This window comes from Corynebacterium limaceinasi (assembly GCF_046717465.1).
Classification (GTDB): domain Bacteria; phylum Actinomycetota; class Actinomycetes; order Mycobacteriales; family Mycobacteriaceae; genus Corynebacterium.
Map to the genome: position 1 here is coordinate 124,437 of NZ_CP177100.1, position 21,866 is coordinate 146,302.

The 21,866-nt window shown below is 58.1% G+C and carries 24 protein-coding genes, 3 tRNA genes and 1 pseudogene; 15 read left to right on the forward strand and 13 right to left on the reverse strand.

The annotated features are described in order from the left end of the window. Window positions 1–2: 2 nt before the first annotated feature. Window positions 3–803 carry an ABC transporter ATP-binding protein gene (locus ACLI1Q_RS00615; RefSeq protein ID WP_237792304.1) on the reverse strand — a complete coding sequence of 267 codons (801 nt, stop codon included), beginning with the start codon at window positions 801–803 and terminating at the stop codon, window positions 3–5. A gap of 55 nt (window positions 804–858) precedes the next feature. Continuing rightward, complete coding sequence (locus ACLI1Q_RS00620; RefSeq protein ID WP_051138399.1) at window positions 859–1,710, reverse strand: ABC transporter permease; 852 nt, start codon at window positions 1,708–1,710, stop codon at window positions 859–861. A 213-nt stretch (window positions 1,711–1,923) separates the two neighbouring features. Here ACLI1Q_RS00620 and ACLI1Q_RS00625 point away from each other — a divergent pair, with 213 nt between their 5' ends. Then, window positions 1,924–3,177 carry an aminotransferase class V-fold PLP-dependent enzyme gene (locus ACLI1Q_RS00625; protein WP_284772158.1) on the forward strand — a complete coding sequence of 418 codons (1,254 nt, stop codon included), beginning with the start codon at window positions 1,924–1,926 and terminating at the stop codon, window positions 3,175–3,177. Window positions 3,178–3,195: 18 nt separating this feature from the next. Here the strand turns inward: ACLI1Q_RS00625 and ACLI1Q_RS00630 are convergent, their stop codons facing one another. Further along, the gene (locus ACLI1Q_RS00630) at window positions 3,196–4,152 is read right to left on the reverse strand and encodes an NAD(P)H-quinone oxidoreductase (RefSeq protein ID WP_284772160.1); all 957 of its coding nucleotides are present in this window, start codon (window positions 4,150–4,152) and stop codon (window positions 3,196–3,198) included. 128 nt (window positions 4,153–4,280) lie between these two features. Here ACLI1Q_RS00630 and ACLI1Q_RS00635 point away from each other — a divergent pair. The 4 genes from ACLI1Q_RS00635 (at window position 4,281) to ACLI1Q_RS00650 (ending at window position 6,272) form a co-directional block, all read left to right on the forward strand. Then, window positions 4,281–4,365, forward strand: a tRNA-Ser gene (locus ACLI1Q_RS00635). A 315-nt stretch (window positions 4,366–4,680) separates the two neighbouring features. Next, entirely contained in the window at window positions 4,681–4,839 is a 159-nt protein-coding gene (locus tag ACLI1Q_RS00640; RefSeq protein WP_023024906.1) for a hypothetical protein, read from the forward strand. 270 nt (window positions 4,840–5,109) lie between these two features. Beyond that, window positions 5,110–5,868, forward strand: a complete 759-nt coding sequence (locus tag ACLI1Q_RS00645) for a hypothetical protein (RefSeq protein ID WP_239269644.1) — start codon at window positions 5,110–5,112, stop codon at window positions 5,866–5,868. 149 nt (window positions 5,869–6,017) lie between these two features. Beyond that, entirely contained in the window at window positions 6,018–6,272 is a 255-nt protein-coding gene (locus ACLI1Q_RS00650; RefSeq protein ID WP_023024910.1) for a hypothetical protein, read from the forward strand. A gap of 23 nt (window positions 6,273–6,295) precedes the next feature. Here ACLI1Q_RS00650 and ACLI1Q_RS00655 read toward each other — a convergent pair whose 3' ends face one another. The 4 genes from ACLI1Q_RS00655 to ACLI1Q_RS00670 are packed head-to-tail and all read right to left on the reverse strand — an operon-like array spanning window position 6,296 to window position 9,363. Then, window positions 6,296–7,303 (reverse strand): ThiF family adenylyltransferase, encoded by a 1,008-nt coding sequence (locus ACLI1Q_RS00655; protein ID WP_239269643.1) that lies wholly within the window; start codon window positions 7,301–7,303, stop codon window positions 6,296–6,298. Next, window positions 7,300–7,761 (reverse strand): molybdenum cofactor biosynthesis protein MoaE, encoded by a 462-nt coding sequence (locus ACLI1Q_RS00660; protein WP_023024915.1) that lies wholly within the window; start codon window positions 7,759–7,761, stop codon window positions 7,300–7,302. Before ACLI1Q_RS00660 ends, ACLI1Q_RS00655 begins: the two co-directional genes overlap by 4 nt. Next, complete coding sequence (locus ACLI1Q_RS00665) at window positions 7,751–8,230, reverse strand: MogA/MoaB family molybdenum cofactor biosynthesis protein (protein WP_239269642.1); 480 nt, start codon at window positions 8,228–8,230, stop codon at window positions 7,751–7,753. The genes ACLI1Q_RS00660 and ACLI1Q_RS00665 overlap by 11 nt, the downstream gene beginning before the upstream one ends. Beyond that, window positions 8,227–9,363 carry a molybdopterin molybdotransferase MoeA gene (locus tag ACLI1Q_RS00670; RefSeq protein WP_239269641.1) on the reverse strand — a complete coding sequence of 379 codons (1,137 nt, stop codon included), beginning with the start codon at window positions 9,361–9,363 and terminating at the stop codon, window positions 8,227–8,229. Before ACLI1Q_RS00670 ends, ACLI1Q_RS00665 begins: the two co-directional genes overlap by 4 nt. A 58-nt stretch (window positions 9,364–9,421) precedes the next feature. Between ACLI1Q_RS00670 and ACLI1Q_RS00675 the strand changes: the two genes are divergently transcribed. After that, entirely contained in the window at window positions 9,422–9,682 is a 261-nt protein-coding gene (locus tag ACLI1Q_RS00675; protein WP_023016533.1) for a MoaD/ThiS family protein, read from the forward strand. Between the two features lie 9 nt (window positions 9,683–9,691). Here the strand turns inward: ACLI1Q_RS00675 and ACLI1Q_RS00680 are convergent, their stop codons facing one another. Together ACLI1Q_RS00680 and hisC are read right to left on the reverse strand one after the other, a co-directional pair. Next, complete coding sequence (locus ACLI1Q_RS00680) at window positions 9,692–10,084, reverse strand: phage holin family protein (protein WP_239269640.1); 393 nt, start codon at window positions 10,082–10,084, stop codon at window positions 9,692–9,694. Then, window positions 10,085–11,137 carry a histidinol-phosphate transaminase gene (gene hisC, locus ACLI1Q_RS00685; protein WP_239269639.1) on the reverse strand — a complete coding sequence of 351 codons (1,053 nt, stop codon included), beginning with the start codon at window positions 11,135–11,137 and terminating at the stop codon, window positions 10,085–10,087. A gap of 120 nt (window positions 11,138–11,257) precedes the next feature. Here hisC and ACLI1Q_RS00690 point away from each other — a divergent pair. Next, window positions 11,258–11,346: transfer RNA gene (locus tag ACLI1Q_RS00690), tRNA-Ser, on the forward strand. 569 nt (window positions 11,347–11,915) lie between these two features. On the opposite strand, the gene ACLI1Q_RS00695 is transcribed toward ACLI1Q_RS00690, so the two are convergent. Continuing rightward, on the reverse strand, window positions 11,916–12,293 hold the full coding sequence (locus ACLI1Q_RS00695) for an NUDIX hydrolase (RefSeq protein WP_239269638.1): 378 nt from the start codon (window positions 12,291–12,293) through the stop codon (window positions 11,916–11,918). An 85-nt stretch (window positions 12,294–12,378) separates the two neighbouring features. On the opposite strand from ACLI1Q_RS00695, the gene ACLI1Q_RS00700 reads away from it, so the two are divergent. The 6 genes from ACLI1Q_RS00700 (at window position 12,379) to ACLI1Q_RS00725 (ending at window position 17,768) form a co-directional block, all read left to right on the forward strand. Next, entirely contained in the window at window positions 12,379–12,741 is a 363-nt protein-coding gene (locus ACLI1Q_RS00700; protein WP_239269637.1) for a YidH family protein, read from the forward strand. Further along, window positions 12,734–13,057: a DUF202 domain-containing protein gene (locus tag ACLI1Q_RS00705; protein WP_239269636.1), complete on the forward strand. Its 324-nt coding sequence runs from the start codon at window positions 12,734–12,736 to the stop codon at window positions 13,055–13,057. Before ACLI1Q_RS00700 ends, ACLI1Q_RS00705 begins: the two co-directional genes overlap by 8 nt. A 124-nt stretch (window positions 13,058–13,181) precedes the next feature. Next, entirely contained in the window at window positions 13,182–14,546 is a 1,365-nt protein-coding gene (gene mgtE / locus ACLI1Q_RS00710) for a magnesium transporter (RefSeq protein ID WP_239269635.1), read from the forward strand. Window positions 14,547–14,830: 284 nt separating this feature from the next. Next, the gene (locus ACLI1Q_RS00715; protein WP_239269634.1) at window positions 14,831–16,405 is read left to right on the forward strand and encodes an SLC13 family permease; all 1,575 of its coding nucleotides are present in this window, start codon (window positions 14,831–14,833) and stop codon (window positions 16,403–16,405) included. A gap of 52 nt (window positions 16,406–16,457) precedes the next feature. Continuing rightward, window positions 16,458–17,525, forward strand: a complete 1,068-nt coding sequence (locus ACLI1Q_RS00720) for a GTP-binding protein (protein ID WP_411697022.1) — start codon at window positions 16,458–16,460, stop codon at window positions 17,523–17,525. Between the two features lie 170 nt (window positions 17,526–17,695). After that, window positions 17,696–17,768, forward strand: a tRNA-Arg gene (locus ACLI1Q_RS00725). A 128-nt stretch (window positions 17,769–17,896) separates the two neighbouring features. On the opposite strand, the gene ACLI1Q_RS00730 is transcribed toward ACLI1Q_RS00725, so the two are convergent. Next, window positions 17,897–18,349, reverse strand: coding sequence for an IS30 family transposase (locus tag ACLI1Q_RS00730; protein ID WP_349883435.1), 453 nt, complete (start codon window positions 18,347–18,349; stop codon window positions 17,897–17,899). Between the two features lie 166 nt (window positions 18,350–18,515). Here ACLI1Q_RS00730 and ACLI1Q_RS00735 point away from each other — a divergent pair, with 166 nt between their 5' ends. Together ACLI1Q_RS00735 and ACLI1Q_RS00740 are read left to right on the forward strand one after the other, a co-directional pair. Beyond that, window positions 18,516–18,662, forward strand: a complete 147-nt coding sequence (locus tag ACLI1Q_RS00735; protein WP_239269632.1) for a hypothetical protein — start codon at window positions 18,516–18,518, stop codon at window positions 18,660–18,662. Between the two features lie 318 nt (window positions 18,663–18,980). Then, complete coding sequence (locus ACLI1Q_RS00740; RefSeq protein ID WP_239275821.1) at window positions 18,981–19,298, forward strand: hypothetical protein; 318 nt, start codon at window positions 18,981–18,983, stop codon at window positions 19,296–19,298. 322 nt (window positions 19,299–19,620) lie between these two features. On the opposite strand, the pseudogene ACLI1Q_RS00745 reads toward ACLI1Q_RS00740, so the two are convergent. Both ACLI1Q_RS00745 and ACLI1Q_RS00750 read right to left on the reverse strand, forming a co-directional pair. Next, a pseudogene (locus ACLI1Q_RS00745) lies at window positions 19,621–20,838 on the reverse strand (IS3 family transposase). A 540-nt stretch (window positions 20,839–21,378) separates the two neighbouring features. Continuing rightward, a complete protein-coding gene (locus ACLI1Q_RS00750; protein WP_349819922.1) occupies window positions 21,379–21,798 on the reverse strand; it encodes a helix-turn-helix domain-containing protein in 420 nt (139 codons plus the stop codon). Between the last annotated feature and the right edge of the window lie 68 nt (window positions 21,799–21,866).

A 21,866-nucleotide genomic window follows, 5' to 3' on the forward strand; every position in this document is an offset into this window, starting at 1 on the left:
TTCTACCCAGCCGCCTCTTCGCCCTCAAAGCGCTGGCGCAGATCGCGGACGTATTCGCCTACTTCTGGGCCCTCGTACTGGCCCACGACTTCAGATACCTCGCCCACGGAGCGGATTTCGCCGTGGTCGATCCACAGCGCGGTATTGCACAGCTGCGCCAAAAAGTCATTGGAGTGGGAGGCAAAGACCAAGATGCCGGAGCGCTTGACCAGCTCTTGCAGGCGCACGCGGGCCTTGGCCATAAAGGCTGCGTCGACGGCGCCGATGCCCTCATCCAGCAGCAGGATTTCCGGCTCAATGGAGGTCACCACGCCAAGTGCTAGGCGCACGCGCATACCGGTGGAGTAGGTGCGCAGGGGCATGGACAAGTAATCGCCCAGCTCGGAGAACTCCGCGATTTCATCCATCTTTTTCTTCATCTGCTTGATGGATTGGCCCAAAAAAAGCCCGCGGATGATGATGTTGTCGTAGCCGGATACCTCCGGGTCCATGCCCACGCCCAAGTCAAAGACGGGGGCGACGCGCCCGCGGACATCGGCGGTACCGCGCGTGGGCTCGTAGATACCGGAGAGCAGGCGCAACAGCGTGGACTTGCCGGCGCCATTGTGGCCAACGAGCCCGACGCGATCGCCTTCCCGCAGGTGCAGGTTAATATCTCGCAGCGCCTCAACCACCACGGTGTTGTGGTCATTTTTCCCAATGGCACCACCCGCGGTAGAAAGCATGGCCTTTTTTAGGGAGCGGGATTTGGCATCAAAGATGGGAAAGTCCACGCACGCGTTATACGTATCAATTGAGACCATCAGTTTTTATCCTTTCAACGAGCCTCATGGTGGGGTGGGAGTAAAGGAAGGGAAGCTATACCCAGTAGCTCACGCGGAAGCGCCACTTGCGCATGACTAGCCCAGCGATGAACAAGCCGATTGCGGTGCAGCCGATGACGATCCACCAGTGGTAGGCGGCAACGGGCTCACCAATCATTGGGGCGCGCACGATTTCCAAGTAGTGATACAGCGGGTTGATTTCCGCGATGCGGGCGCGGTCCGCCACCGCACCGCCTTGGTCCTTGAGCGTATTGGTCATCCAGACGATTGGGGTGACGTAGAACAGTAGCTGCGTCAGGGCATCAAGCAGCGGGGCGACATCGCGGAAGCGCGTGGCGATGATGCCAAAGAACATGGTGACCCACACGCCGTTAATGAGCAGGAGCAGTAGCCCGGGGATAAAGAGGAAGAATTCCCAGCCCAAGTTGCGCGGGAAGATCATGATTAGCAAGAGCCAGATGATGAGGTTATGGCCCAAAAACAGGGTTTGGCGCCACACCAGCCGGTACACGTGCACCGAAAGCGGGGCGGGAAGCTGCTTAATCAGTCCCTCATTATCAATAAAGACCGTGGACCCTTCCTTAATGCAGCCCGAAATAAAGGTCCACATAATAAGGCCCACGGTGACGTGGGGAAGGAATTCCGCGACGGGAATCTGAAAAAGCATGGAATACAAGAGGCCCAAGGCAAGCGCCATCACACCGGTGGCGATGGTGATCCAGAATGGGCCGAGGACGGAGCGGCGGTAGCGCTGCTTGATATCTTGCAGGCCCAGCTTGAACCACAGCTCACGCTGCTGTGCACCCCGCATAAGGTCTGCGAAAGCAGCTTTGAGGGTCATGGACTGGGACGCTGGGATAGCCTCGCCTTCTGGCTGGGAGGTCATGCGGGCGATATCAGCGCGCAGTTGATTGTTATCTTGCACGCCCAACACCCTAGCGCGCGTGCTGGGCAAACGGGAACTACACGCCGCTAGCCTGGGAAAACAGTGATGCCCAGGGAAAATTCAGATTTGGGAAACTGAGAGCAAACGCGTATACAGTAGGGAATCGACCGCCACGTGGTGGCAGTTGTTCAGTGCGATGAAGAAGGGGACCTAATGCCAGCAGCTTCGGCACACTATGACGTCTTTAGTGCGCGAGGTTTGTACACCGGACTATCTGATGGCTGGACATACCTCAATGCGCACGCGGTGCCCCAAATTTCGGAGCGCGTGACCTCCGGCGTTGCCCGGTCTTTCCGGATGGCGACGGCGGTAGCGACGCAAGAGGGACCAGGCGGCGCCCACTCGGCCGCGCCCGAGCCGGGCCGGTTGGCAGGCGATGGCAACTATGCAGCAGCGCGCATGGCCATTGCGGATCTCACCGCTTCCAAGGCAGACCGTGTGGTCCTTGGCCCATCCCTGCCCGTGCTGTACCAATCCCTGTCGCGTGCGGCACGCCCACTATTGGGCAGCAATTCCTCGGTGGTGCTGTCCAAGCTGGATCCTCCCACGCTGTATTCCGCTTTTTCTGACGTGCGCGCCGATATCCGCTGGGCGCAGCCGGACCTTGGCACCGGCGAATTGCCGGGATTCCAGTTCGCAGAGCTTGTCGATGGCTCTACAAGGCTCGTTTCCTTTTCCGCCGCGCATGAGCTTTTGGGCACGGTATCCCCAGCTGAGGAGATCATTGACACGGTGCGGGGGCGTTCGCGTGCCTGGACGCTTCTCGATGTCTCCGCAATCGCGCCCTACCGCCCCATCCGCTTCGATGAGCTGGGCGCGGATATCGTGGGCATCGACATCGGGCTGCTGGGCGGGCCGCAAATGGCTGCCTTGGTCTTCCGCGATACGCGCATGCTCCGCCGCCTGGATGCCCTAAATCCCATCTATTCCAAGGAAGACGGCCGCAAGCTAGAAACCCCCGTCTCCTCCGGCTTAGCCGGCGGAGTGGGCCCACTGGTAGATCACCTCGCGGCCCTGGCCGGTGGGGATAAGGGATCGCGCCGGGTGCGGCTTAATAAGTCCATGACCGCCTTGAGCGCCTACCTCGAGGACTTGCGCGCGGATCTGTACTCATTTTTGAGCACGCTTCCCGCCGTACACATCCTGGGTGTTACCGGCGAGGCGGCAGCGGGCGCATCCGATAATCGCTTGCCGCGCCTTACCTTTGCGGTCCAGGGCGTGCCCGCGGAGACGGTGTACAAGCGCCTCTTTGATAATGGGCTCGTCACCACGCTGGCCCCACAAACGCCGCTGCTCACGGAAATGGGCGTGGAAGAAATCGGCGGTGCCGTCACCGTAGCATTGGGCCCGTTTAATACCCACCACGATATCGAGCACCTCGTGCGCGTCGTTGCCTCGCTCGCCTAAGGAAGGCGCGCTGGGAAACTACACCGTAAGCACCAGCGTGCCGGTGACCTCGCCGCTGTCGAGGGCGGCGTGGGCTTTGGCGGCATCGGCAAGCGGGTACGTGCCGTGCAGCGCGTGCTTCACGCGGCCATCTTCCAGCATGGGCCACACATTCTTGATGGTGCCGGCGACGATCTCCGCCTTATCGTCCAAATCACGCGCGCGCAGCGTCGTGCCCTGAATGGTCAGGCGCTTCGGCAGCATGGGGGCCAGGTTGATATCCGCCTTGGTGCCGCCCTGCATGCCAATGATGATGAGCTTGCCGTCCTTGGCCAGGCACTTCATGTTCTTTTCCAGGTACTTCGCGCCGATGATATCCAGGATGACATCGCAGCTGCCCTTGAGCTTATCGACGAAATCCTGCTCCTTGTAGTTGATGAGAATATCCGCGCCGAGCTCGCGGCAACGGTCTAGCTTTTCCTGTGATCCGGCGGTGACAGCTACCTCGGCGCCCAACGCCTTGGCTACCTGGATGGCAAAGGTGCCGATGCCGCCGCCACCGCCGTGGATGAGCACGCGCTGGCCCTCGTGCAGGCCCGCTTCGATGCCCAGGTTGGACCACACGGTGCAGCCGACCTCAACCACGGCCGCGGTTTCTTCCAGGCTAAATCCCTTGGGCAGCGGAAGCAGCTGGCCCTGCGGGACGGCGACGTATTCCGCATAGCCGCCGCCTGCGAGTAGGCATCCGACCTCGGTGTCGGCTTCCCAGTCCGTATCGCCGGCATCCTCAATCACGCCGGCGGCCTCCAGCCCAATGATGTCCGATGCCCCTGGCGGCGGCGGGTACGCGCCCATCGTCTGCAGAATATCGCCGCGGTTGACACCCGCGGCCTTCACCTTCACCAGTACCTCGCCGGAACGCAGCTCAGGAACGTCTACGTCCTGTAGCTCTAGCGACCGTGGGGTATCAGGATCGGTTTGGACGATTGCCTTCATCTGTGTAGCACTCATACGGCCAATGTAATGGAGGGGGTGTGGTGTGCGCCACGTCCATTTCCTTGTGGGGCAATGTGATTCGCGCGGGACCGTTTAGTAAGCTAACCAAGTTGCCTCTTCGGCACGATGGAGACGTGGCAGAGCGGCCGAATGCACCGGTCTTGAAAACCGGCGAGGTTTATTCCTCCGCGGGTTCAAATCCCGCCGTCTCCGCAGAGAGCATTTCCCCTAGTCCCAGCTGACTAGGGGTTTTGTCTTGTCTGTACGGCTCATCCTTTCCTCGGACGGGAAAACGTGGAACCTTTCCCTACTTCCCTTGATCATCTTTGAAACTAAAATTTATTGCGCGAAAGTTTTAGATAGAAAGAAAATGTAATGCAGATCGTTTAAACCCCAGGACGATTGTTTTCTAACAAATCTATAAACTGCCTACTCGAAAGTTGCACATCACCGCACCTAACCACATACAATGATCAGTGCGCGCGGAAACGCGTATAAGAATTTTCCAACCTCGAAAGGAATTCTGAAATGATTCTTGATCTTGTATCCAACGTACAGGAAGCAGCACACTCCGCAGTCTCCACCGGCTGGGACGCTCTTGAGCAGGCAAGCCTGTTCTTCCGTCAGGTGCCTTACCTGGTTCCGGACGCTGTTAACGAGTTTAACCGCTCCATCCTCGGCTTCTAAGATTTAAGAAGCGAGAAAATAAATCCCCGAGGCCATTTGGTCTCGGGGTTTATTCATGCGCTGACCCATCCTGATTTCTAGCGATGATGGTAAACCTGATATGCATTAGAAATTTGTCTGGAATCAGAACGGAGCCCCCTACTTCCTTTCCAAAAGTGACCCACAACAAGATGATAGTTGGCTAGCTTCTGGTTCCCGCCAGGTTGCCGAATTCTCATTTTTACCTCCATTGGCGCGAATCCAGCCGCCCTAGCACTGTATGCTGCGCTTATGCCTAATTCTCTCACCTCTCCTTGCGCGATCCTGGCCGTGACCGCTGTCGCTTTTGTTTCCGGTTGCTCTAATTCCGATGAACCTAATAAGGCCGATAGCGAGCCGAATTTCACCGGATCTAGCGCGACCTCCGAGGTCAGCGAAGAATCCTCCAGTTCAAACACGGATGATGAAGGTGCTGGAGCCTCAGATTCCGCGACGGAGCCGAGCACTGCGACAGTGACGGAAAAGGCCCAGAAATCTGCGACTTCAGGGGAAAATAAGATCATCCCAGTGGAAGACTTGTACTCCTTGTGGGTACCAGCGTTGTGTGAGCATGACGCCGGCACGTTGGTGGATGGGACTTTGCCCGAGCACTTAAAGACTGGATATCCCAATGCTGCCGCCGGGCTAAAGCTCAACAAGGATGGAACCCCTAAGGGTGCTTACGCCGATATCAACGGTGATGGCAAAGATGAAGCCGTTATTACCTATGTCTGCGATCAAGGCGGCGTGGCCTGGCCGGATAACTTGCTCATTTATGACAATGACCTGAATTACATTACCCAGGTAGAAGACTGGACCCGTAATGGCATGGAGCCAGCACGCAGGCATATTAATCAGCTGGAGTGGACCGACGATACCGTGACAGTAACGTGGCGTGCCTATGGGGAAGGCGAATCGGGTGCTGTGGCCACGCAGGAACTGACGGGAAACCTCACCTTAGATGGCGACAAAGCGAACCTAGAGATGACAGGGCACCGGAAGACCTCTTAGATCAGTGGGATTCTGCTGTGGCATTTCATACCGGGGGATGACGCGCCTAGTGCGGCGCAGACTTAATCTTGGAAATGTACAGGGCAAGTCAGGTATCGATGCGGTGCTGGCTTTGTCCCAGAGATAAAAATGCTCGACGAAAGGACGTCATGAATACCTCGGAACTTTATGTAGCAGCAGCGGAATCTACTAACTCTAATGACACGTGGTGGTTCCTTGGGTTCCTTCCCATTATTTTGCTCGTCGCGTTCTGGATTGCGGCGGTTATTTCTATTATCGCTTCTGGGTACACGATTGCGGCCAAGATACTCTTTATCGCCGCTACCTTCGCCCTTCCTTTCTTGGGGCCGCTGATCTGGTTCGTCTTTGTTCGCGGCAAGGAAGACAAATACGGAAGGCCATAGGCACCCCACACTGTTTGGCGAGGCTAGGACAAATCGTGCTGTTCCAACCACGCGTTAATGCCGCCGCGCAGTGAAACAACGTGCTCGTAGCCGCGGCCGCGCAATGCGTGGACGGCTTGCGCGGAGCGGATGCCGCTAGCGCAGTAGATAACAGCGGCATCGCCCTGGCCGATGTCCGGGTTTTCGCCGGCGAGGATGCGGTCGAGGGGCAGATGCGTTGAATGAGGAATGGCAGAGCGGGCGCGCTCGGCGTCGGTGCGGACATCGATAAGCGGGGCGTGCGCGGGGATCTCGCGAACCTCGGGGGCATCGGCTGGCTGGGTAGGCTGCGCGCCGGTGGGGCGGATGGGGATATACTCCCAGGTCCCAGATAGCGCCTCAAAGTAACCGAGCGTGCCAATAAGTGGGGCACCGACGCCGGTAATGATCTTCAAAGCCTCCAAGGCCATCGCAGAACCCACCGTGCCAACGATGGGGCCCAGGACGCCGGCTTGGGAACACGACGGAACCTCGCCCGGGGCAGGAGCGGTGGGGAAAACATCCTCGTACACAGGGCCCTTGCCGGACCAAAAGACGCTCATCTGCGCATCAAAGCCCAGGATAGAAGCCCAAATGTGGGGAATGCCCAGGCTGTGGGCGGCCCATGAGCACAGGTAGCGGGCGTCGAAATTATCCGTCCCATCGAGGATCACGTCGCAGCCGCGCAGCTGCTCGAGGGCGGTGGCGGATTCTAGGCGGCCGTGGCAGATGAGCTCCACCTCAGGGTTGAGGGCCCGCACCGCCGTTGCGGCCGATTCGGTCTTTACGGTGCCAATGGAGGCGGTGGTGTGAATGACCTGCCGGTGGAGGTTGGAGGGGGAGACGAGGTCGTCATCGAAAAGCGAGATGCGGCCCACCCCGGCTCCTGCCAGGTAGAGCAGCGCCGGTGAGCCAAGCCCGCCCGCGCCGATGACCGCGACGTGGGAGTCAGCCAATTTCTGCTGGCCCTTATCACCCCACAGGGCCTCCTGGCGGGCATAGCGTGTGCTCATTCGAGGCCCACCCAGTTGATGGAGCCATCGCCGTGGCTTTGTTCCTTCCAAATGGGCACCTCGGCCTTGACTCGATCGGCACAGGACTCCGCGGCGCGGAAGGCATCGCCGCGGTGGGCAGAGGCGGCGACGACGGTAAAGGCCAAATCGCCCACCTGTAGATCGCCGGTGCGGTGGGCCGACCACAAGCGCACGGGGTGCTGGCCTGCTACTTCATCGACAATCTCGCGCAGCTTTTCTGGGGCGCTAGGGTGTGCGGAGTAAGACAGCTGAGTGACATCGGGCCGGCCGCCATCGTGATCGCGCACGATGCCCTCGAACGTGACCACCGCGCCCATGGCTGAGGTGGTGACCTCTGCTTTGGCGGCGGCAAGGAGGGGCTCGAGGGGCTGCTCGGTCAGTATGGCGCCGACAGTGAGCCCAGTCTGCGCGGCGACATAAGAAGGATCAGTGCTCATGTTTTCCTTCTAACATATCGACGATGTGGACGATTAAATCCTCTAGCACGGCGCAACTATCTTTGACTCCGCCGGTAGAACCGGGCAGGGTCATGGCAAAGGTGGTGTCATTGACGCCTGCGACCGCGCGCGAGGCCACTGCGGTGGGGATAGTCTCCAAGCCTTTATTCCAAAAGGCCATGGCGATGCCGGGAAGCTCCCGCGTGAGATGGGGCTGTACGGCATCGACGGTGAGATCGTCCGGGGTCAGGCCCGTTCCGCCGGAGGTAAGGATAACCGCGGGCTTTTCGGCGAAGGCCTGGTCCACCGCTGCGGCGATATCGGCATCGGGCACCACGCGGGCATCAGGGCAGTCGAAACCCTTGCGGCGCAGGAAATCTACTGCGATGGGGCCCGAGCGATCCTCGTAGACCCCGGCGGCGGCGCGGGTGGAGGCGACCAAAACAATGGCGGTGCGAGCAGAACTCATAGGGGATAGACCTTTACTTTTTCTCCTGCGCTGAGGCTCTTACCGGCAGGAATGCGGATGAGGTGGGTGGCATTGGCGGCTTGGGCCAGCAGGTGAGAGCTAGCACCGCCAGTAACGTGGGCTTGCGCATCGGCGTACCCGCGGCGGAATTGATCCTTGTGGGGCAGCCCCTCGATGGCGTGCGCGATTGGTACGCGATATGCCGCGGGTGCCCAGCCCAGGGTGGGGGCGACAAAGAGGCGGAAGCTCACCATGGTGGAAATCGGATTGCCGGGCAAGCAGATGACCGGGGTGCCATGGAAACTGGCGATGCCCTGCGGCCCGCCGGGCTGCTGATCCACGTGGCCAAACCAGCCGGTGAGCACCTGCCGGATGACCTCGTATTTGCCCGCAGAAATACCGCCGGAGGTGACGATGGCATCGGGGCGGTGGAGCTTAGTGGCCTCCTCCAGCGCGCGGGTGAGCACCTCCGGATCATCATCGGTGGTGACATAACCGGCGACCTCAATGCCGGCGCGGTGGGCCATAGCAGAGATGAGCGGTGCATTGGCATCGGGAATAGCAGCTATACCCGTACCAATTTCCGCGCCGCCGGTGCACACGAGGATGCGGGCGGGGCGGTAAACGGTGACCTCCTCGATGCCCTGGGAGGCCAGCGCGGCCAAGCGCACCGGGGTGAGCTTATCGCCCTTGGCGGCCAGGAGAGCGCCCTGCTCGAGGTCCGTGCCCGTCCCGCGGATGAATTGGCCCTTTTCAGTGGCCGGAACTGTAATGGTCTCGCCCGGCTGGAGGAACTCCTGCGGCTGGCACTTTTCAATCGGCACGATGGCTGCCGTGCCCTCCGGAACCTTGGCTCCGGTCATGATGGGGCTGGCGGCGCGCAAAGGGCCATCCAGCAGCTCGGCGGGATCCGCGCCTGCGGCGATGGTGGGGCCCACCTCATACGCACCGGCTTCGGTAGCAGGCAGCGCGTAGCCATCCATTTGGGAATTGCTAAAGCGCGGCGAGGGGAAGGTGGTATAGACATCGGAGGCAAGGACCATCTCCTGTGCCTGGCCCAAGGACCGGGATATGACTTCGCGCGGGCCGAGGGCAGCCGCGACCTCGTGCGCGTGGGTTTCGGGAGTGCGCATGGCGTCAAGTTTACCCGCGAGTTCGACACGTTCGAAGCCTGCGGGCATAGTAGGAAGCATGTTGACCGTTCACTATTTCGCCGCCGCTCGTGCCGCGGCTGGCGTAGCTTCGGAGCAGGTAAAAGCGCCCACCACCTTAGGCCAGCTCATAGAGCAGCTGGGCAAGGACCACACCGGCACTACGGAGGCCGGTATGAGCATGAAAGAGGTGCTGGGGCGCTGCAACTTTCTTATCGATGGCGCCGGCAACACTCAGGCGGACTCGCCGCTCATGGGCGTGACCCGCGTTGACGTGCTGCCGCCCTTCGCCGGGGGATAACCCGTTCCTTTAGACCGGCTCGCGCAGCGGGCTGGTAAAGAAATTGACCAAGCTGCTGACTAAGGACAAGACGATGGCGCCGAAGATTGCAGAGCCCCAGGAATTGACCACAAGGTGGCCAATTCCTAAGTCAAAGGTATTGAGCGTCCACTCCACGATCAGCAGGGCGGCGCCGTTGATGACGAGCGCGAATAGCCCTAGGGTAAGGCAGGTCAGCGGGGCGCCGATAAAACGCAGCACGGGCATGACCACCGCATTAATGATGATGAAAACAATGGCCACAGCAATGAAATTGCCCAGCTTATCCGGGGTGATATAAATCCCGGGGATAATGCCCACTACGACCCAGAGCGCAATCGCGATGGCGACTACATTGAGGGCAAAATTGGTCAACGAACGCATTTAGCCTCCTACGGTATCGTTCCACGCCTGCAGCAGGGCGTTAGTTTCTTCCTCGGTTGTAATAGTAATGCGTATGCCTTCGCTAAAGGCGCGAACGAGCACGCCGCGTGTGGCTAGGCGTGCGGCTAATTCCTGCGGCGTTCCTAGCCTTTCAATATTCGCCGCCGGCAGCCATACGTGGTTGGCTTCCGAGTGGGGAACGCCCCATTCTGCCAGTTCCTTTTCCACCCGTTGGCGCTGGTCACAGGTCTCTTCGGTGCGCTCGCGCAGCGAATCCTGCGCTGCTAGCGCGGCGCGGGCACCGGCCTGGGCCACGGCGTTGATGGAAAACGGAATCGCTACTTTATTCAGCGCCGCGATGACATCTTCTGGGCCATAGGCATAGCCCACGCGCACGCCGGCCAAACCATAGGCCTTGGAGAAGGTCCGCAGGAAAACCACGTTGGGATAAGTGCCAAAAAGCTCGGTGCCCAGCGGGGTATCGGAATTCCGGTTGTATTCGATATAGGCCTCATCGAGGGCAACGAGGACATCGCTTGGCACCGCGTCCATAAATTCGGCGAACTCCGCCTTAGTCACGGTGGTGCCGGAAGGATTATTCGGATTGCAGACGAAAATTAGGCGCGTATCCGCGGTAATCTTCTCCGCCATCGCGGCCAAATCCACGCGCTGGTCCGCATCGAGTGGAACTGGAATGGGGCGTGCGCCCACAACCTGGGCAAAGATGGGATAAGCCTCGAAGGAACGCCACGGAAAAATCACTTCCTCACCGGGCGTGGTGGTGATCTGTACCAATTGCTGGCACAGCGCGGAAGAACCCGTGCCTACCGCAACCTGGTCGAAGCTCACGCCTAAGTGCTCGGCCAGATCCTCACGCAACTCGGTGGCCGCGATATCCGGATAGCGATTGGCCTCGGCGGTGGCGCGGGCCATAGCCTCTGCGGCCTCAGGCAGCGGTGGCTGCGTGGCCTCATTAGAAGAGAGCTTGAGGGCATCATCGTGGCGCGCGCCGGGCACATAGCCCGGAATGGCGCGTAAGTCGGAGCGAATCATGGCTACCACTCTAGGTCGTCTCTCCTGCGCGCGTGGAAGAAAACCGGGGACAAAACCAGGGGGTTAGTTTGGCCGTGGCGCATGCGGCAGGTATTGTCTTTTACGGTTCTTTCTGAACTTGGAGATGTGCCAGAGCGGCCGAATGGGGCTCCCTGCTAAGGAGTTGACCCTTCTGGGGTCCGGAGGTTCGAATCCTCTCATCTCCGCCACACAAATCCCGGGCGAATGCGCTTGGGATTTTGTTGTTTTGCCAGCTTAAACGACAGGCCTAAACGGGGTTAAATGACAAAATGCGGTGGCCACCAATCAGGAGCCAGGCCCCCTATTCTGCAAGCGTAATACGAGTATTCCCCCGCTACGGGCATGAAATGGAAATGTAGTTCTCCGAGGGCGCTTTTGGTGCTCAAGGAGATTTTTCAGAAGGATGAACTCGTCGCGTGGTGAGTTTTTATCGTGAATAATGGAGACATGGATAAAGCGCAGAAGACAAAAACGGAGTTTTGCTCGCTTTAGCAGTCGCCTCTTTGGTGATATTTGTTTTGTGGCTGACCGATGTAATAGGCATCGGCTTAGTGACCATCTTCATTGTTGTTCTGACTGCTGCTTCTGTCGGAGTGCGCGTGTGGGCGGAGAATGCAGGGCGTCAGTCTAAATAAGTAGTAAACCACACCTTGTTGACCCCAGAGCGGCTGTTACGTCATCGCTGGTCCACGATTCTTCCCGCCGCAGGTGACGGGGTGTAGGCGTGGCTCTCTGTTGATACGCGAGCTTGACCACTTTACAGCGCCGGAAAAACCTTGCTACGCAGGAGATCGGCAAGCTCGCACTGCGGGTCGGCGGGATCGATCCAGGCGGTTTCGGCGATTTCGGCCGCGGCGTGGGCGATGACGGGGCGCGGGTAGGTAAAGATATGCCCGCGGACGGTCTGGCCCGGTTCATTGGCGGCCGGGGCAGTGAAGGTGCCGAGCTCAGTGAGTTCAGGTAGGCGTACCTGCACGCCGATTTCTTCTTCCGCCTCGCGCGCAGCGGCCTGGACAGGGCTTTCGCCTTCTTCTAGCTTGCCGCCCGGCAGCTGAAACTTTGTGGATGAGGCCTTGCGTACGCCAAGCACGTGGCCAAAGGAATTGCGGAAAACGATGGCTGCGACTTCAATCATGGCCCCGATCATAACGAGGTGACCGGCGAACAGGCTCGCGGCCTTATCGCGCTAAGGACGTGCATTGAATATAAGGTAGGAAGGCATGAGCGATTCGAGGTTTCCCCGCTCGGTATTTGGGGTAGGAAGTGACCCTGATCCGCGTTTTACGCTGGCGAATGAGCGCACCTTCCTCGCATGGATTCGCACCTCGCTCGCGCTGATTGCCGGGGGAGTGGCCTTGGAGGCTTTCGATGTGCCGCTACCGGCGACCCTGCGCGCGGTGGTTTCCGCATTCATGCTGGTGGTGGCGATTGTGCTGCCGATAGTCGCGTGGGTGCAATGGAAGCGGGCTGAGCGTGCCTTGCGGCAACAGCGCCCGCTGCCCTTTAGCATCGCCATCCCGGTGCTGGTGGGCACCATCGTCGTTATCGCGGCCGTGCTGCTGGTAGGAGAGTTACTTGCCTAGCCCGCAGCCGCATGGGGAGCTCTTTGACCCCGGCTTGCAGCCCGAGCGCACCCGCCTATCGTGGCAGCGCACCATCCTCGCGCTGGCGGTGATACTCCTAGGGGTCATGCGGGTGGTCAGCGTTAGTGTGTTTCTCCCGTTGCTGGCGCTCGCGGCGGGCGTGCTGGTGCTGATCTTGGCGGTGAGGAAGCGGGCATCGCTTGTCGATGCCTCCCTGCGCACCCACCGCCACCTCCCCAGCGCCGCCGTCTTGGCCAGTAGCGCGGGGCTGGTCTCCCTGCTTGCGGCCTTTGCCTTGTGGGGTGTTTTTGCCTAAAGGCAGATTTTTCCCCGCAGCGCTGTGTGCTGATGGGAGATACGCGTAATCTATGTGGGGCTATATCAATTACGGTGGCCACCGGTGCCGCGGTATGAGGGGCGAGAAGGGCAAGGTGACGGCGATGGCGGATACTACTGAGCAGGCCAGCGATACGGTCGAGGCATGGTTGAAGCAGGATTCTGCCATTGACCCGCAAAAAGCGCCCCGCTTGCAGGCGTTGCTTGATGAGGTGCCACTGCAAGAGCTCATCGCCATCGTCGAGCGGCAAAATGCCATCCGCGCCGCGCTGGCCCTGCGCTTGTTGCCGCGGCGTAAATCCATCGTGGTATTTGATGCCCTGGATGCCAAGCACCAGGCAGATATCATCGATGAGCTGGGAAATGCTGATGTTTATGAGTTCTTCGATGAACTCGAGCCAGAAGACCGCGTGGCCCTTTTGGATGAGCTGCCGGCGGAAATCGCGGATCGGCTGCTGCGCTCGCTTACCAAATCAAAGCGGGATGTCACCGGGGTTGTCCTGGGCTATACCAAGGGCTCGGTGGGCCGCCGCATGTCGCCCGAGGTCCCCGGCATCCATCCCGAAATGAGCGTGGAGGAAGCGCTGCGGACCCTGCGTGCGAAGGCCGATGAGCTGGAAACCATCTATGCGGTGCCCATCACCCGCGCGGACCGCCGCCTAGTGGGCGTGGTGACGCTGCGGGAGATTTTTACCGCGGAGGAGGGCACCACGATTGGGGAGATCATGCAAAGCCCCATCTATGCCAACGCCAATGATGATGCGGAAGCCACAGCTAGGTGGTTCCTGCCGCTCGATATTTTGGCATTGCCCATCGTGGATGATTCGGACCGCCTGGTAGGCCTTTTGACCTGGGATGATGCCATTGACATCGTCGAAGCAGAAGATAGCGAGGACTCAGCGCGCGCCGGCGGTACCGAGGCCCTGCAGCAGCCGTACCTGTCCACGCCGCTATTAAAATTGGTGAAGTCCCGCATCGTGTGGCTGCTGGTTCTGGCGGTGTCCGCGCTGTTGACCGTGCGGGTCCTGGACGCCTTCGAGGACACCTTGGCGCAGGCCGTGGTGCTTTCCCTGTTTATCCCGCTGCTGACCGGTACCGGCGGCAATACGGGAAACCAGGCAGCAACGACGGTCACCCGTGCGCTGGCGCTTGGCGATGTCCGCGGGCGCGACCTCCTTGCCGTTCTCTGGCGCGAGCTCCGGGTAGGCATGCTGCTTGGTGCAGTATTGGGCTTGGCAGGGTTCGGCCTGGCAACGGTGGTCTATGGCGTAGATATTGGCCTAGTCATTGGCTCGACGCTGTTTTTAATCTGCTCCATATCCGCCACGGTGGGCGGGCTGATGCCCATCGTTGCAAAGACCATTGGCGCGGACCCTGCCGTATTTTCCAATCCGTTTATCTCCACGTTCTGCGATGCCACGGGTCTGATTATTTATTTCCTCATCGCCAAGTCCGTGCTCGGGCTATAAAGGCCCCCTGGCACACGGGGCCTGGCGCGCCGGGCGGGGGTAGCGAACCGGTGGGGAAAATTTCACATTGTGAGTAGCTGCGGTGTGTGAATTTTAAATGCGGTGGGGGTGAATTCAGTAAAGTTTGTGGTTTCTGGTGCAAATGTTTTGTAGGGTCTTAGCATGCTCTGCACGGACTGAATGATGTTCGGGATGCACCAAGGATCCGGCTCGATTGCTGGTAATTGACAGAGCTATCACACCCCCGCCCTGCTAAAAGTCTCTCTAGCAAAGGAGTTCGCGGCATGACCACCCCGCATACTCACGAATCTACCGCCCAATCAGAGGGCGCTGAGGATCCGGGTGCCCCACGCAATGAATGGCGCCGCCAGTTCATTGGCCTTTTCATCGGCCTCGCCCTGGCCATCCTCGTATTTTTCATCTTCCCTTCAAATGCCATCGATACGGTCCAGCAGTCCACCGGCGTGGACGAGGAAGCCGATTACACGCTAAGCGCCATCCGCACCGTTGCGGCGGTCACCATCCTCATGGGTGTGTGGTGGATGACTGAGGCCATCCCGCTGGCTGCCACCGCGCTGATTCCGCTGGTCATCTTCCCGCTCGCAAGCGTGGGCACCATTAAGGAAGTCGGCGCGCCGTATGCCTCTGCCACCATTTTCTTGTTCATGGGTGGCTTCCTTATCGCGCTTTCGCTGCAGCGCTGGAACCTGCATCGCCGCCTTGCGCTTTATGTGGTAAAGCTCATCGGCACCTCGCCGCGCCGCCTCATTTTGGGCTTCATGCTGGCCACCGGCTTTTTGTCCATGTGGGTATCGAATACCGCAACGGCCGTCGTCATGCTGCCGATTGGTACGTCCGTGCTGGCGCTTACCGCAGAGACCGTTGGCGGTTGGGATAAGCAGAAGAAATTCGCCACCGCCCTCATGCTGGGCATCGCGTACTCCGCCTCCATCGGCTCGCTGGGTACCCTGATTGGTACACCGCCGAATGCCTTCTTGAATGCGTACATGGCCGATACCTGGGACGTCACCCTCGGCTTTGGTCGTTGGATGGCCGTCGGCGTGCCGCTGGCGCTTGTCTTCCTACTCATCGCATGGGCGCTGTTGATTACCATCTTCAAGCCGGAAATGACCGAAATCCCCGGCGGCCGCGAGCTCATCAACGAGGAAATCAAGGCGCTGGGCTCATGGACCCGCCCGCAGATCATGACCGGCATCATCTTCGTCCTAGCCGCCCTGGCCTGGGTAACCCTGCCCATCGTCCTTGGCGATTTTGATAATTATGACGATGCCATCGTCGGCATCGCCGCAGGTATCCTCCTGTTCATCCTGCCGGCCGATTCGGAGCGCCGCATCCGCCTGCTGGATTGGAAGACGGCCAATGAAATGCCATGGGACGTCCTCCTCCTCTTCGGCGGTGGCCTCTCCTTGTCCTCGGCCTTCAACTCCTCCGGTTTGTCCCTGTGGATCGGTGAGATGGCCAAGGGGCTCAGCTCCCTGCCCATCGTGCTCATCGTCGCAGCCGTGGCCGCCCTGGTCCTCTTCCTGACGGAGATCACCTCCAATACCGCCACCGCGGCCACCTTCATTCCCATCATGGGCGGCGTCGCCGTGGGCGTGGGCCTGACCACCGAAGGCGATATCAACGTCCTGCTGCTCACCATCCCGGTCGCCTTGGCCGCAACCTGTGCCTTCATGCTGCCGGTGGCAACCCCGCCGAACGCCATTGCTTATGGTTCCGGCTACGTCAAGATTGGCGAGATGATCAAGGGCGGCGTTGGACTCAACGTCATCGGTATCTTCCTCATCACCCTTACCGTCTTCCTGCTGGCGGTACCGATCTTCGGGCTGACGGTCTAGACATTAAGCACCTCAGTAGCCATCCTTTAATGAAACACGTTACCATTAAAGGATGGCTACACCTGTTACCGTGCTGTCCGGATTTTTAGGCAGCGGAAAGACCACGCTACTTAACCACCTGCTCGCGAACCGGGAGGGGCGCAAGCTGGCGGTCATCGTCAACGATTTTTCTGAGGTCAATATCGATGCCGCCCTCGTCGCCGGCGAAGGCCACCTCGAACGCGGCGAGGATCGCTTCGTGGAGCTGTCGAATGGCTGCATCTGCTGCACCCTGCGTGAAGACCTCATCGAGTCCGTGGGCAAGCTGGCGCGCTCCGGCCGCTTTGATCAGATCGTCATCGAATCCACCGGCATTTCTGAGCCCATGCCCGTGGCTGCCACCTTTGAGTGGGAATTTGCCGATGGCACCACGCTTGCCGATGCCGCCCCCATCGACACCATGGTCTCCCTCGTCGATGCCTCCACCTTCTTAAACCAATTGCGCCGCGGCCGCAGCCTCGTCTCCGAAAGCATCGAGGCTACGCCCCAAGATGACCGCACCATTTCTGATCTCTTAGTGGACCAAGTCGAATTCGCCGACCTTATCCTCATTACCAAGACCGATCTTGTCGATGCCGCCGAAACCGAGCGCGTCATCGCCGCAGTCCGCGCCATGAATCCACGGGCTCGCGTGGTGCCGGTGACCCACGGGGTCATCGAACCGGGGCTAGTTCTCGATGCGCATTTGTTCAATACCGCCACCGCTGCCGCCTATCACGGCTATGCCGAAGAGCTTGCGAACCCACACACTCCAGAAACCGAGGAATACGGCATCTCCTCAGTCGTCTTTCGCGCCGACCGCCCCTTTAACCGCGAGCGCCTCATCGCCGCCCTCCGGGCAAGCACGGGCCTCGTGCGGTCCAAGGGGTATTGCTGGATCGATACCGATCTGCGCGTGGCCCACGCGTGGCAGCAGGCCGGGCCAAACCTGCAGATTATGCCCGCTTCTTTATGGGCCGCCAATGGTGTAACCCCCGGCGCGGAGCTCGTGCTCATCGGCGTCGACTTCGATCATGAATCCACCCTGCAGGCCTTTCAAGACGCCCTGCTTTCCGATGCCGAAGCCTCCGCCCTTGTATAGCCTCCCCTCGCCCTCCACACCGAGCTCAAGCGTGAACGGCGGGTGAACAATACACCGCTGGCTATCCCGCCGAACACGGCTCTGTACAGGCGATTTGTTAGTTTTCAGGTCCGTGGGTATAGTAAATTCTCGTTGCACAGCAGAGCATACGCGCTGCTTCACAACGGACTGCGCCCGTAGCTCAACGGATAGAGCATCTGACTACGGATCAGAAGGTTGGGGGTTCGAATCCCTCCGGGCGCACAAAATTTCGAATCTCGAGACATCATCTCCAAGACGGTGTCTCGAGATTTTTTATTTCCGGGCTTATTCTCGGAGTGGGCGAGGAGTGTCGGAGGCTTGGATTCTAGGGGTCGTTGCAACGATGATGGTTACTTTGGTGTGATACTACCGGTTTGTGTCAGGGCGTTGGTCATGACTTCGGCTGGGGTGCGCCAGTTGAGCGCTTTGCGTGGTTTGTGGTTGTGTATGTTGGCGATCATCTCCAGGTCCTCGGCGCTGTAGATGGACAGGTCGCTGTTTTTGGGAAGGTTTCTCCTGAGCCTGCCGTTGGTGTTTTCGTTGCTGCCGCGTTCCCACGGTGATCCTGGATGGCAGAAGTAGATGGGAATGTCAGTGGCCATGGTAAAGGCTTTATGGCCTGCCATTTCGCTTCCTTGGTCCCAGGTAATTGATGACCAGAGTGCTTTATCGATTCCAGCGACAGCCTTGTGCAGGGCTGTGAATACTTCTTTGCTGGTGTGCCTGCCTGGCAGGTGGCCAAGGACAACAAATCGGCTGACGCGTTCGAGTAGCAGCCCGATTGAAGCAATGCATAAATTAATTTATGCATTCACAAAAAGGTCTTGCGGGAAACGGAGAGTTAGACCATCATAATTAATGAGACAGGGTTTCCTTTTTGGTTCATGCCTCACTTGACACCAACATCAGCACCAAAGGTTTCATTCTCTCCCGTCGCAAATCTTCCAAACACATTTGAATGGCGTTGCCGTGAAAGTAAAGAAATTTTTATCCGCCACTTTGGCGGCATTTATCGGATTACTTGTTTCCCCCACTGCAGTGGCCGCTCAGCCAATTGACTGGACCATCAGCCAAACAATCATTGGCCCGAAAGGCGAGATCTTCCACTCCGCGTAGGACAAGGAGATGAACCCGGCAGTGTTGGTTTTGGGCTTTCTCACATCAAAGACAGTCACGACGGTTTCGTTCCAGCCACTACAGAGATTGACACAGTTTTACATAACGCCCCCGACTGCAAAGGCGGCTTAAATGCAGGAAATGGCAAGAAAAAATGCTCTTACCCAATCAATGGAAGAGTTATGACGGTTGTTGCCACAGAACGAGTAGATCCCGCAAGCGGAGACGGCCGACCTGTCGGAATAATCACTGCTTTCTACCGCTAGGAGAATAGTCATCAATCAATTTGTTTCTATCACGACTGATGAAATCAAGTTTTTGAAAAATATATCCACCCAAATGTTTCAAGACACCATACTTCCAGAGGAAACAATTTTAGCCGGAGTCGGCATCCAAGCGGGAAGAAACAGCGGCTCCCCCGAAAATCAGCTCTGGTACCACTTCGACCTCTTTAACCCTAGACTTCACGAAGGAAAAGTCGTTCGCCTTTGGGGAAGATTCCCTGATTTAAGTAGAAATGAAGAATCTATCGAGTGGGATGAAATACTTCAGGGCTCTGGTTTCGTAGAGATGTTCCTTACCTCAACTCCCGAAAAGGATAAATTCAATTCTATGGAATATATCCAGAAAGGATGATTGTCAATGACATGGAAAAGGGTCTCATTTTAATGGGCTGCACTTTACTAACTGCAGTGTTCCCTGTCACCGCCCACGCATCTGAAAATAATCAGTATCAACCTGGGGACACCGTGCCACTCTCTGTCGACCCAGACGGTTTTCTCCCCGACGCAACTAAGGGCGGAATTAGTTTCTTTTCCGCTTCGTCCCCGGTTGCTACCTGCGTTAACGTCCAGCCAAGTGCTGACAACGTAAAAGTAACAAATAACTGCCCAGGGAAACAGGGAATCAAAGTGGGGTTGCCCGCAAATCGTGGACACGTAGTAGAGCTACCTAGCGGTTAGGCAGCGATTTTTTCTTCGTTTCTGGTTTGGGTGATGTGATTTTCGAAATCGACAGGGCTGACCATCCCAAGGGCGGAGTGCCGGCGCCGACGGTTGTAGACTACTTCAATCCAGTAAGCCACAGCCTGACGCGCAGTATCGCGGGTTGCCCAGCGTTTCCGGTCGTAGAACTCGGTCTTAAGCGTCGACCAGAACGACTCGGCCATCGCGTTATCGAAACACACCCCAGTGCGCCCTACCGACTGAGCAACCCCTAGGTTGCGGCACACGTCCCAGAGCTGCTCGCTGGTAAATTGTGTTCCCCGGTCAGCGTGAAACACCAGCCCCTCAGGAACATCACTACGCAGTGTATGTGCCATCCGCAGCGCTCGTTCGACCAGGTATGTATCTTGCACGCTATCCATAGCCCAGCCCAGTACCCTGCGGGAATGACCGTCGCGAACTGCGCATAAGTACAACCAGCCCTCGCCGGTGCGCAGGTAGGTAATGTCTGACATCCATACTCGATTGAGCTCGCCGGTATCAAACATGCGCTTTACCAGGTCAGGAAGAGCAGATTTACGCTTAGATTGAATCGTTGTCACCGGCACAAAAGCACGCGGTGAAATCCCTTCAATGCCCATCAGACGCATCCGCTTGGCCACAGTCTTGCGATTCACACTGATCTGGTAGCGCTCACCTAGCTCTGCGGTGATCCGCGGAGCACCATAGACCTCATCGGAGTCTTTCCAAATCTGATGAATCTTGCGATCAACATCATCGTAAAATGATGCACGATCATCCTTACCGGTTAAGCGTTGCTGCTGTATATGGGTCCATTTGTAGTATCCAGACCGAGATACCTTCAACAAGCGTGCCATGCGCTTGATGCTGTAGTTAGCCTTCTCCTGCTGCATTAATTCGAACTTTTCTCTTCGCGTTGCCTTAAAGCGAAGAAGGCTGTCGCTTTTGACAAAAACTCATTATCCATCTTGGCTTCTGCCAGCTCACGACGCAGACGAGCATTCTCCGCACGAAGATCAGCCTCGCTTAATCCATCGGAAGATCCTTAGGCGTTGACGCTCATTTTTTACCCATCGGCCTAAAAGACCAGGTGCGACACCAATTTCTTTCGCTACATGAGCAATTGGGCGCTGCGATTCGATTACCAGGTTCGCGGCTTCGCGTCGATACTCAGGTGTGTATTTCTGGCGTTGTTGACTCACAATGAACATCCTCTCTTACGGACACAAGATCCGCACTAATCGGGTGTCCACTAAACGAGGGTAACCTCAAAAGTCTTAATCGCTTTCGGCAAAGATTCTGAATGCGTATATCTCGAACCTCACGCAACGCACGATCATCACTTCGGCAGCTGGTTGAACCACAGAGCAAGGTTTGATGGAGTTGTTTCCTGCTAATGCTCAAGAATATCTAGGATAGGTATAGTCAGCCTGATTGTCGCGTACACGGTCGGTCTGGGACAATAAAATAACCCCAACCAAGGTCCAAGTTGGTTGAGGTTATCGGACCTAAAGACCCAAGTGAAGCAAGGCGTTAACTAGCTTCACCGTTACGGTCACAAGTGCTATGACCTTGATTGCCACATCGAGCCGCTTAAGCTTCGTGACGTCAAGGTCTTTTCTTTTGCGACCGGACGTATCCAATGAGTGTCTACCCATCGGTCACCTCCCTGACGTCGTAGGCCGTTCCCTACAAATAGCAACCGGCATAGCAATACCTATAGCAACCGGTATTGCGGGGTGCGTCAGGCCTTACTGGTTGAGGTACTTATACAGTGTGGTGCGCCCAATGTCGAGGCGGCGGGCAACCTCTGCTTTCGGAATCCCCTCCCTCACCCACGTGCGCGCCAGCGCTACTTGTTCCTCGTCGAGGACTTTCGCACACCCCTTATAGACACCGCGGGCTTTCGCCTTGGCAATACCTTCGGCCTGACGCTCACGAATAATCGAACGCTCAAACTCCGCCACACTGCCGGATATGCACCCGGCTTCTATAGCAACAGCATACGCAGCGGTGGGATGCATTCCACACGTTTTGGCGGCTTGGTGTACCGAAAGTCCGCCTTGAACTAGTTCTACAAGCTGTAAAGCCTGGCTACCGCGGCGATCAACTCGTTTGGCTTTATATATGACTGGCACTCCGTGAGCATGGCAAAAATTCAAAGCATGCACGTAATGACAGCCAAGTGTTGGCGGACATGAAAAGTTGACCAGTGGCGGACACGGGATTTAGGGGTTTG

Excerpts from the sequence above, each read along its gene's own strand:
- ACLI1Q_RS00615 (WP_237792304.1), bottom strand. The coding sequence starts at position 803 with ATGGTCTCAATTGATACGTATAACGCGTGCGTGGACTTTCCCATCTTT.
- ACLI1Q_RS00620 (WP_051138399.1), bottom strand. The coding sequence starts at position 1,710 with ATGACCTCCCAGCCAGAAGGCGAGGCTATCCCAGCGTCCCAGTCCATG.
- ACLI1Q_RS00625 (WP_284772158.1), top strand. The coding sequence starts at position 1,924 with ATGCCAGCAGCTTCGGCACACTATGACGTCTTTAGTGCGCGAGGTTTG.
- ACLI1Q_RS00630 (WP_284772160.1), bottom strand. The coding sequence starts at position 4,152 with ATGAAGGCAATCGTCCAAACCGATCCTGATACCCCACGGTCGCTAGAG.
- ACLI1Q_RS00640 (WP_023024906.1), top strand. The coding sequence starts at position 4,681 with ATGATTCTTGATCTTGTATCCAACGTACAGGAAGCAGCACACTCCGCA.
- ACLI1Q_RS00645 (WP_239269644.1), top strand. The coding sequence starts at position 5,110 with ATGCCTAATTCTCTCACCTCTCCTTGCGCGATCCTGGCCGTGACCGCT.
- ACLI1Q_RS00650 (WP_023024910.1), top strand. The coding sequence starts at position 6,018 with ATGAATACCTCGGAACTTTATGTAGCAGCAGCGGAATCTACTAACTCT.
- ACLI1Q_RS00655 (WP_239269643.1), bottom strand. The coding sequence starts at position 7,303 with ATGAGCACACGCTATGCCCGCCAGGAGGCCCTGTGGGGTGATAAGGGC.
- ACLI1Q_RS00660 (WP_023024915.1), bottom strand. The coding sequence starts at position 7,761 with ATGAGCACTGATCCTTCTTATGTCGCCGCGCAGACTGGGCTCACTGTC.
- ACLI1Q_RS00665 (WP_239269642.1), bottom strand. The coding sequence starts at position 8,230 with ATGAGTTCTGCTCGCACCGCCATTGTTTTGGTCGCCTCCACCCGCGCC.
- ACLI1Q_RS00670 (WP_239269641.1), bottom strand. The coding sequence starts at position 9,363 with ATGCGCACTCCCGAAACCCACGCGCACGAGGTCGCGGCTGCCCTCGGC.
- ACLI1Q_RS00675 (WP_023016533.1), top strand. The coding sequence starts at position 9,422 with ATGTTGACCGTTCACTATTTCGCCGCCGCTCGTGCCGCGGCTGGCGTA.
- ACLI1Q_RS00680 (WP_239269640.1), bottom strand. The coding sequence starts at position 10,084 with ATGCGTTCGTTGACCAATTTTGCCCTCAATGTAGTCGCCATCGCGATT.
- hisC (WP_239269639.1), bottom strand. The coding sequence starts at position 11,137 with ATGATTCGCTCCGACTTACGCGCCATTCCGGGCTATGTGCCCGGCGCG.
- ACLI1Q_RS00695 (WP_239269638.1), bottom strand. The coding sequence starts at position 12,293 with ATGATTGAAGTCGCAGCCATCGTTTTCCGCAATTCCTTTGGCCACGTG.
- ACLI1Q_RS00700 (WP_239269637.1), top strand. The coding sequence starts at position 12,379 with ATGAGCGATTCGAGGTTTCCCCGCTCGGTATTTGGGGTAGGAAGTGAC.
- mgtE (WP_239269635.1), top strand. The coding sequence starts at position 13,182 with ATGGCGGATACTACTGAGCAGGCCAGCGATACGGTCGAGGCATGGTTG.
- ACLI1Q_RS00715 (WP_239269634.1), top strand. The coding sequence starts at position 14,831 with ATGACCACCCCGCATACTCACGAATCTACCGCCCAATCAGAGGGCGCT.
- ACLI1Q_RS00720 (WP_411697022.1), top strand. The coding sequence starts at position 16,458 with ATGGCTACACCTGTTACCGTGCTGTCCGGATTTTTAGGCAGCGGAAAG.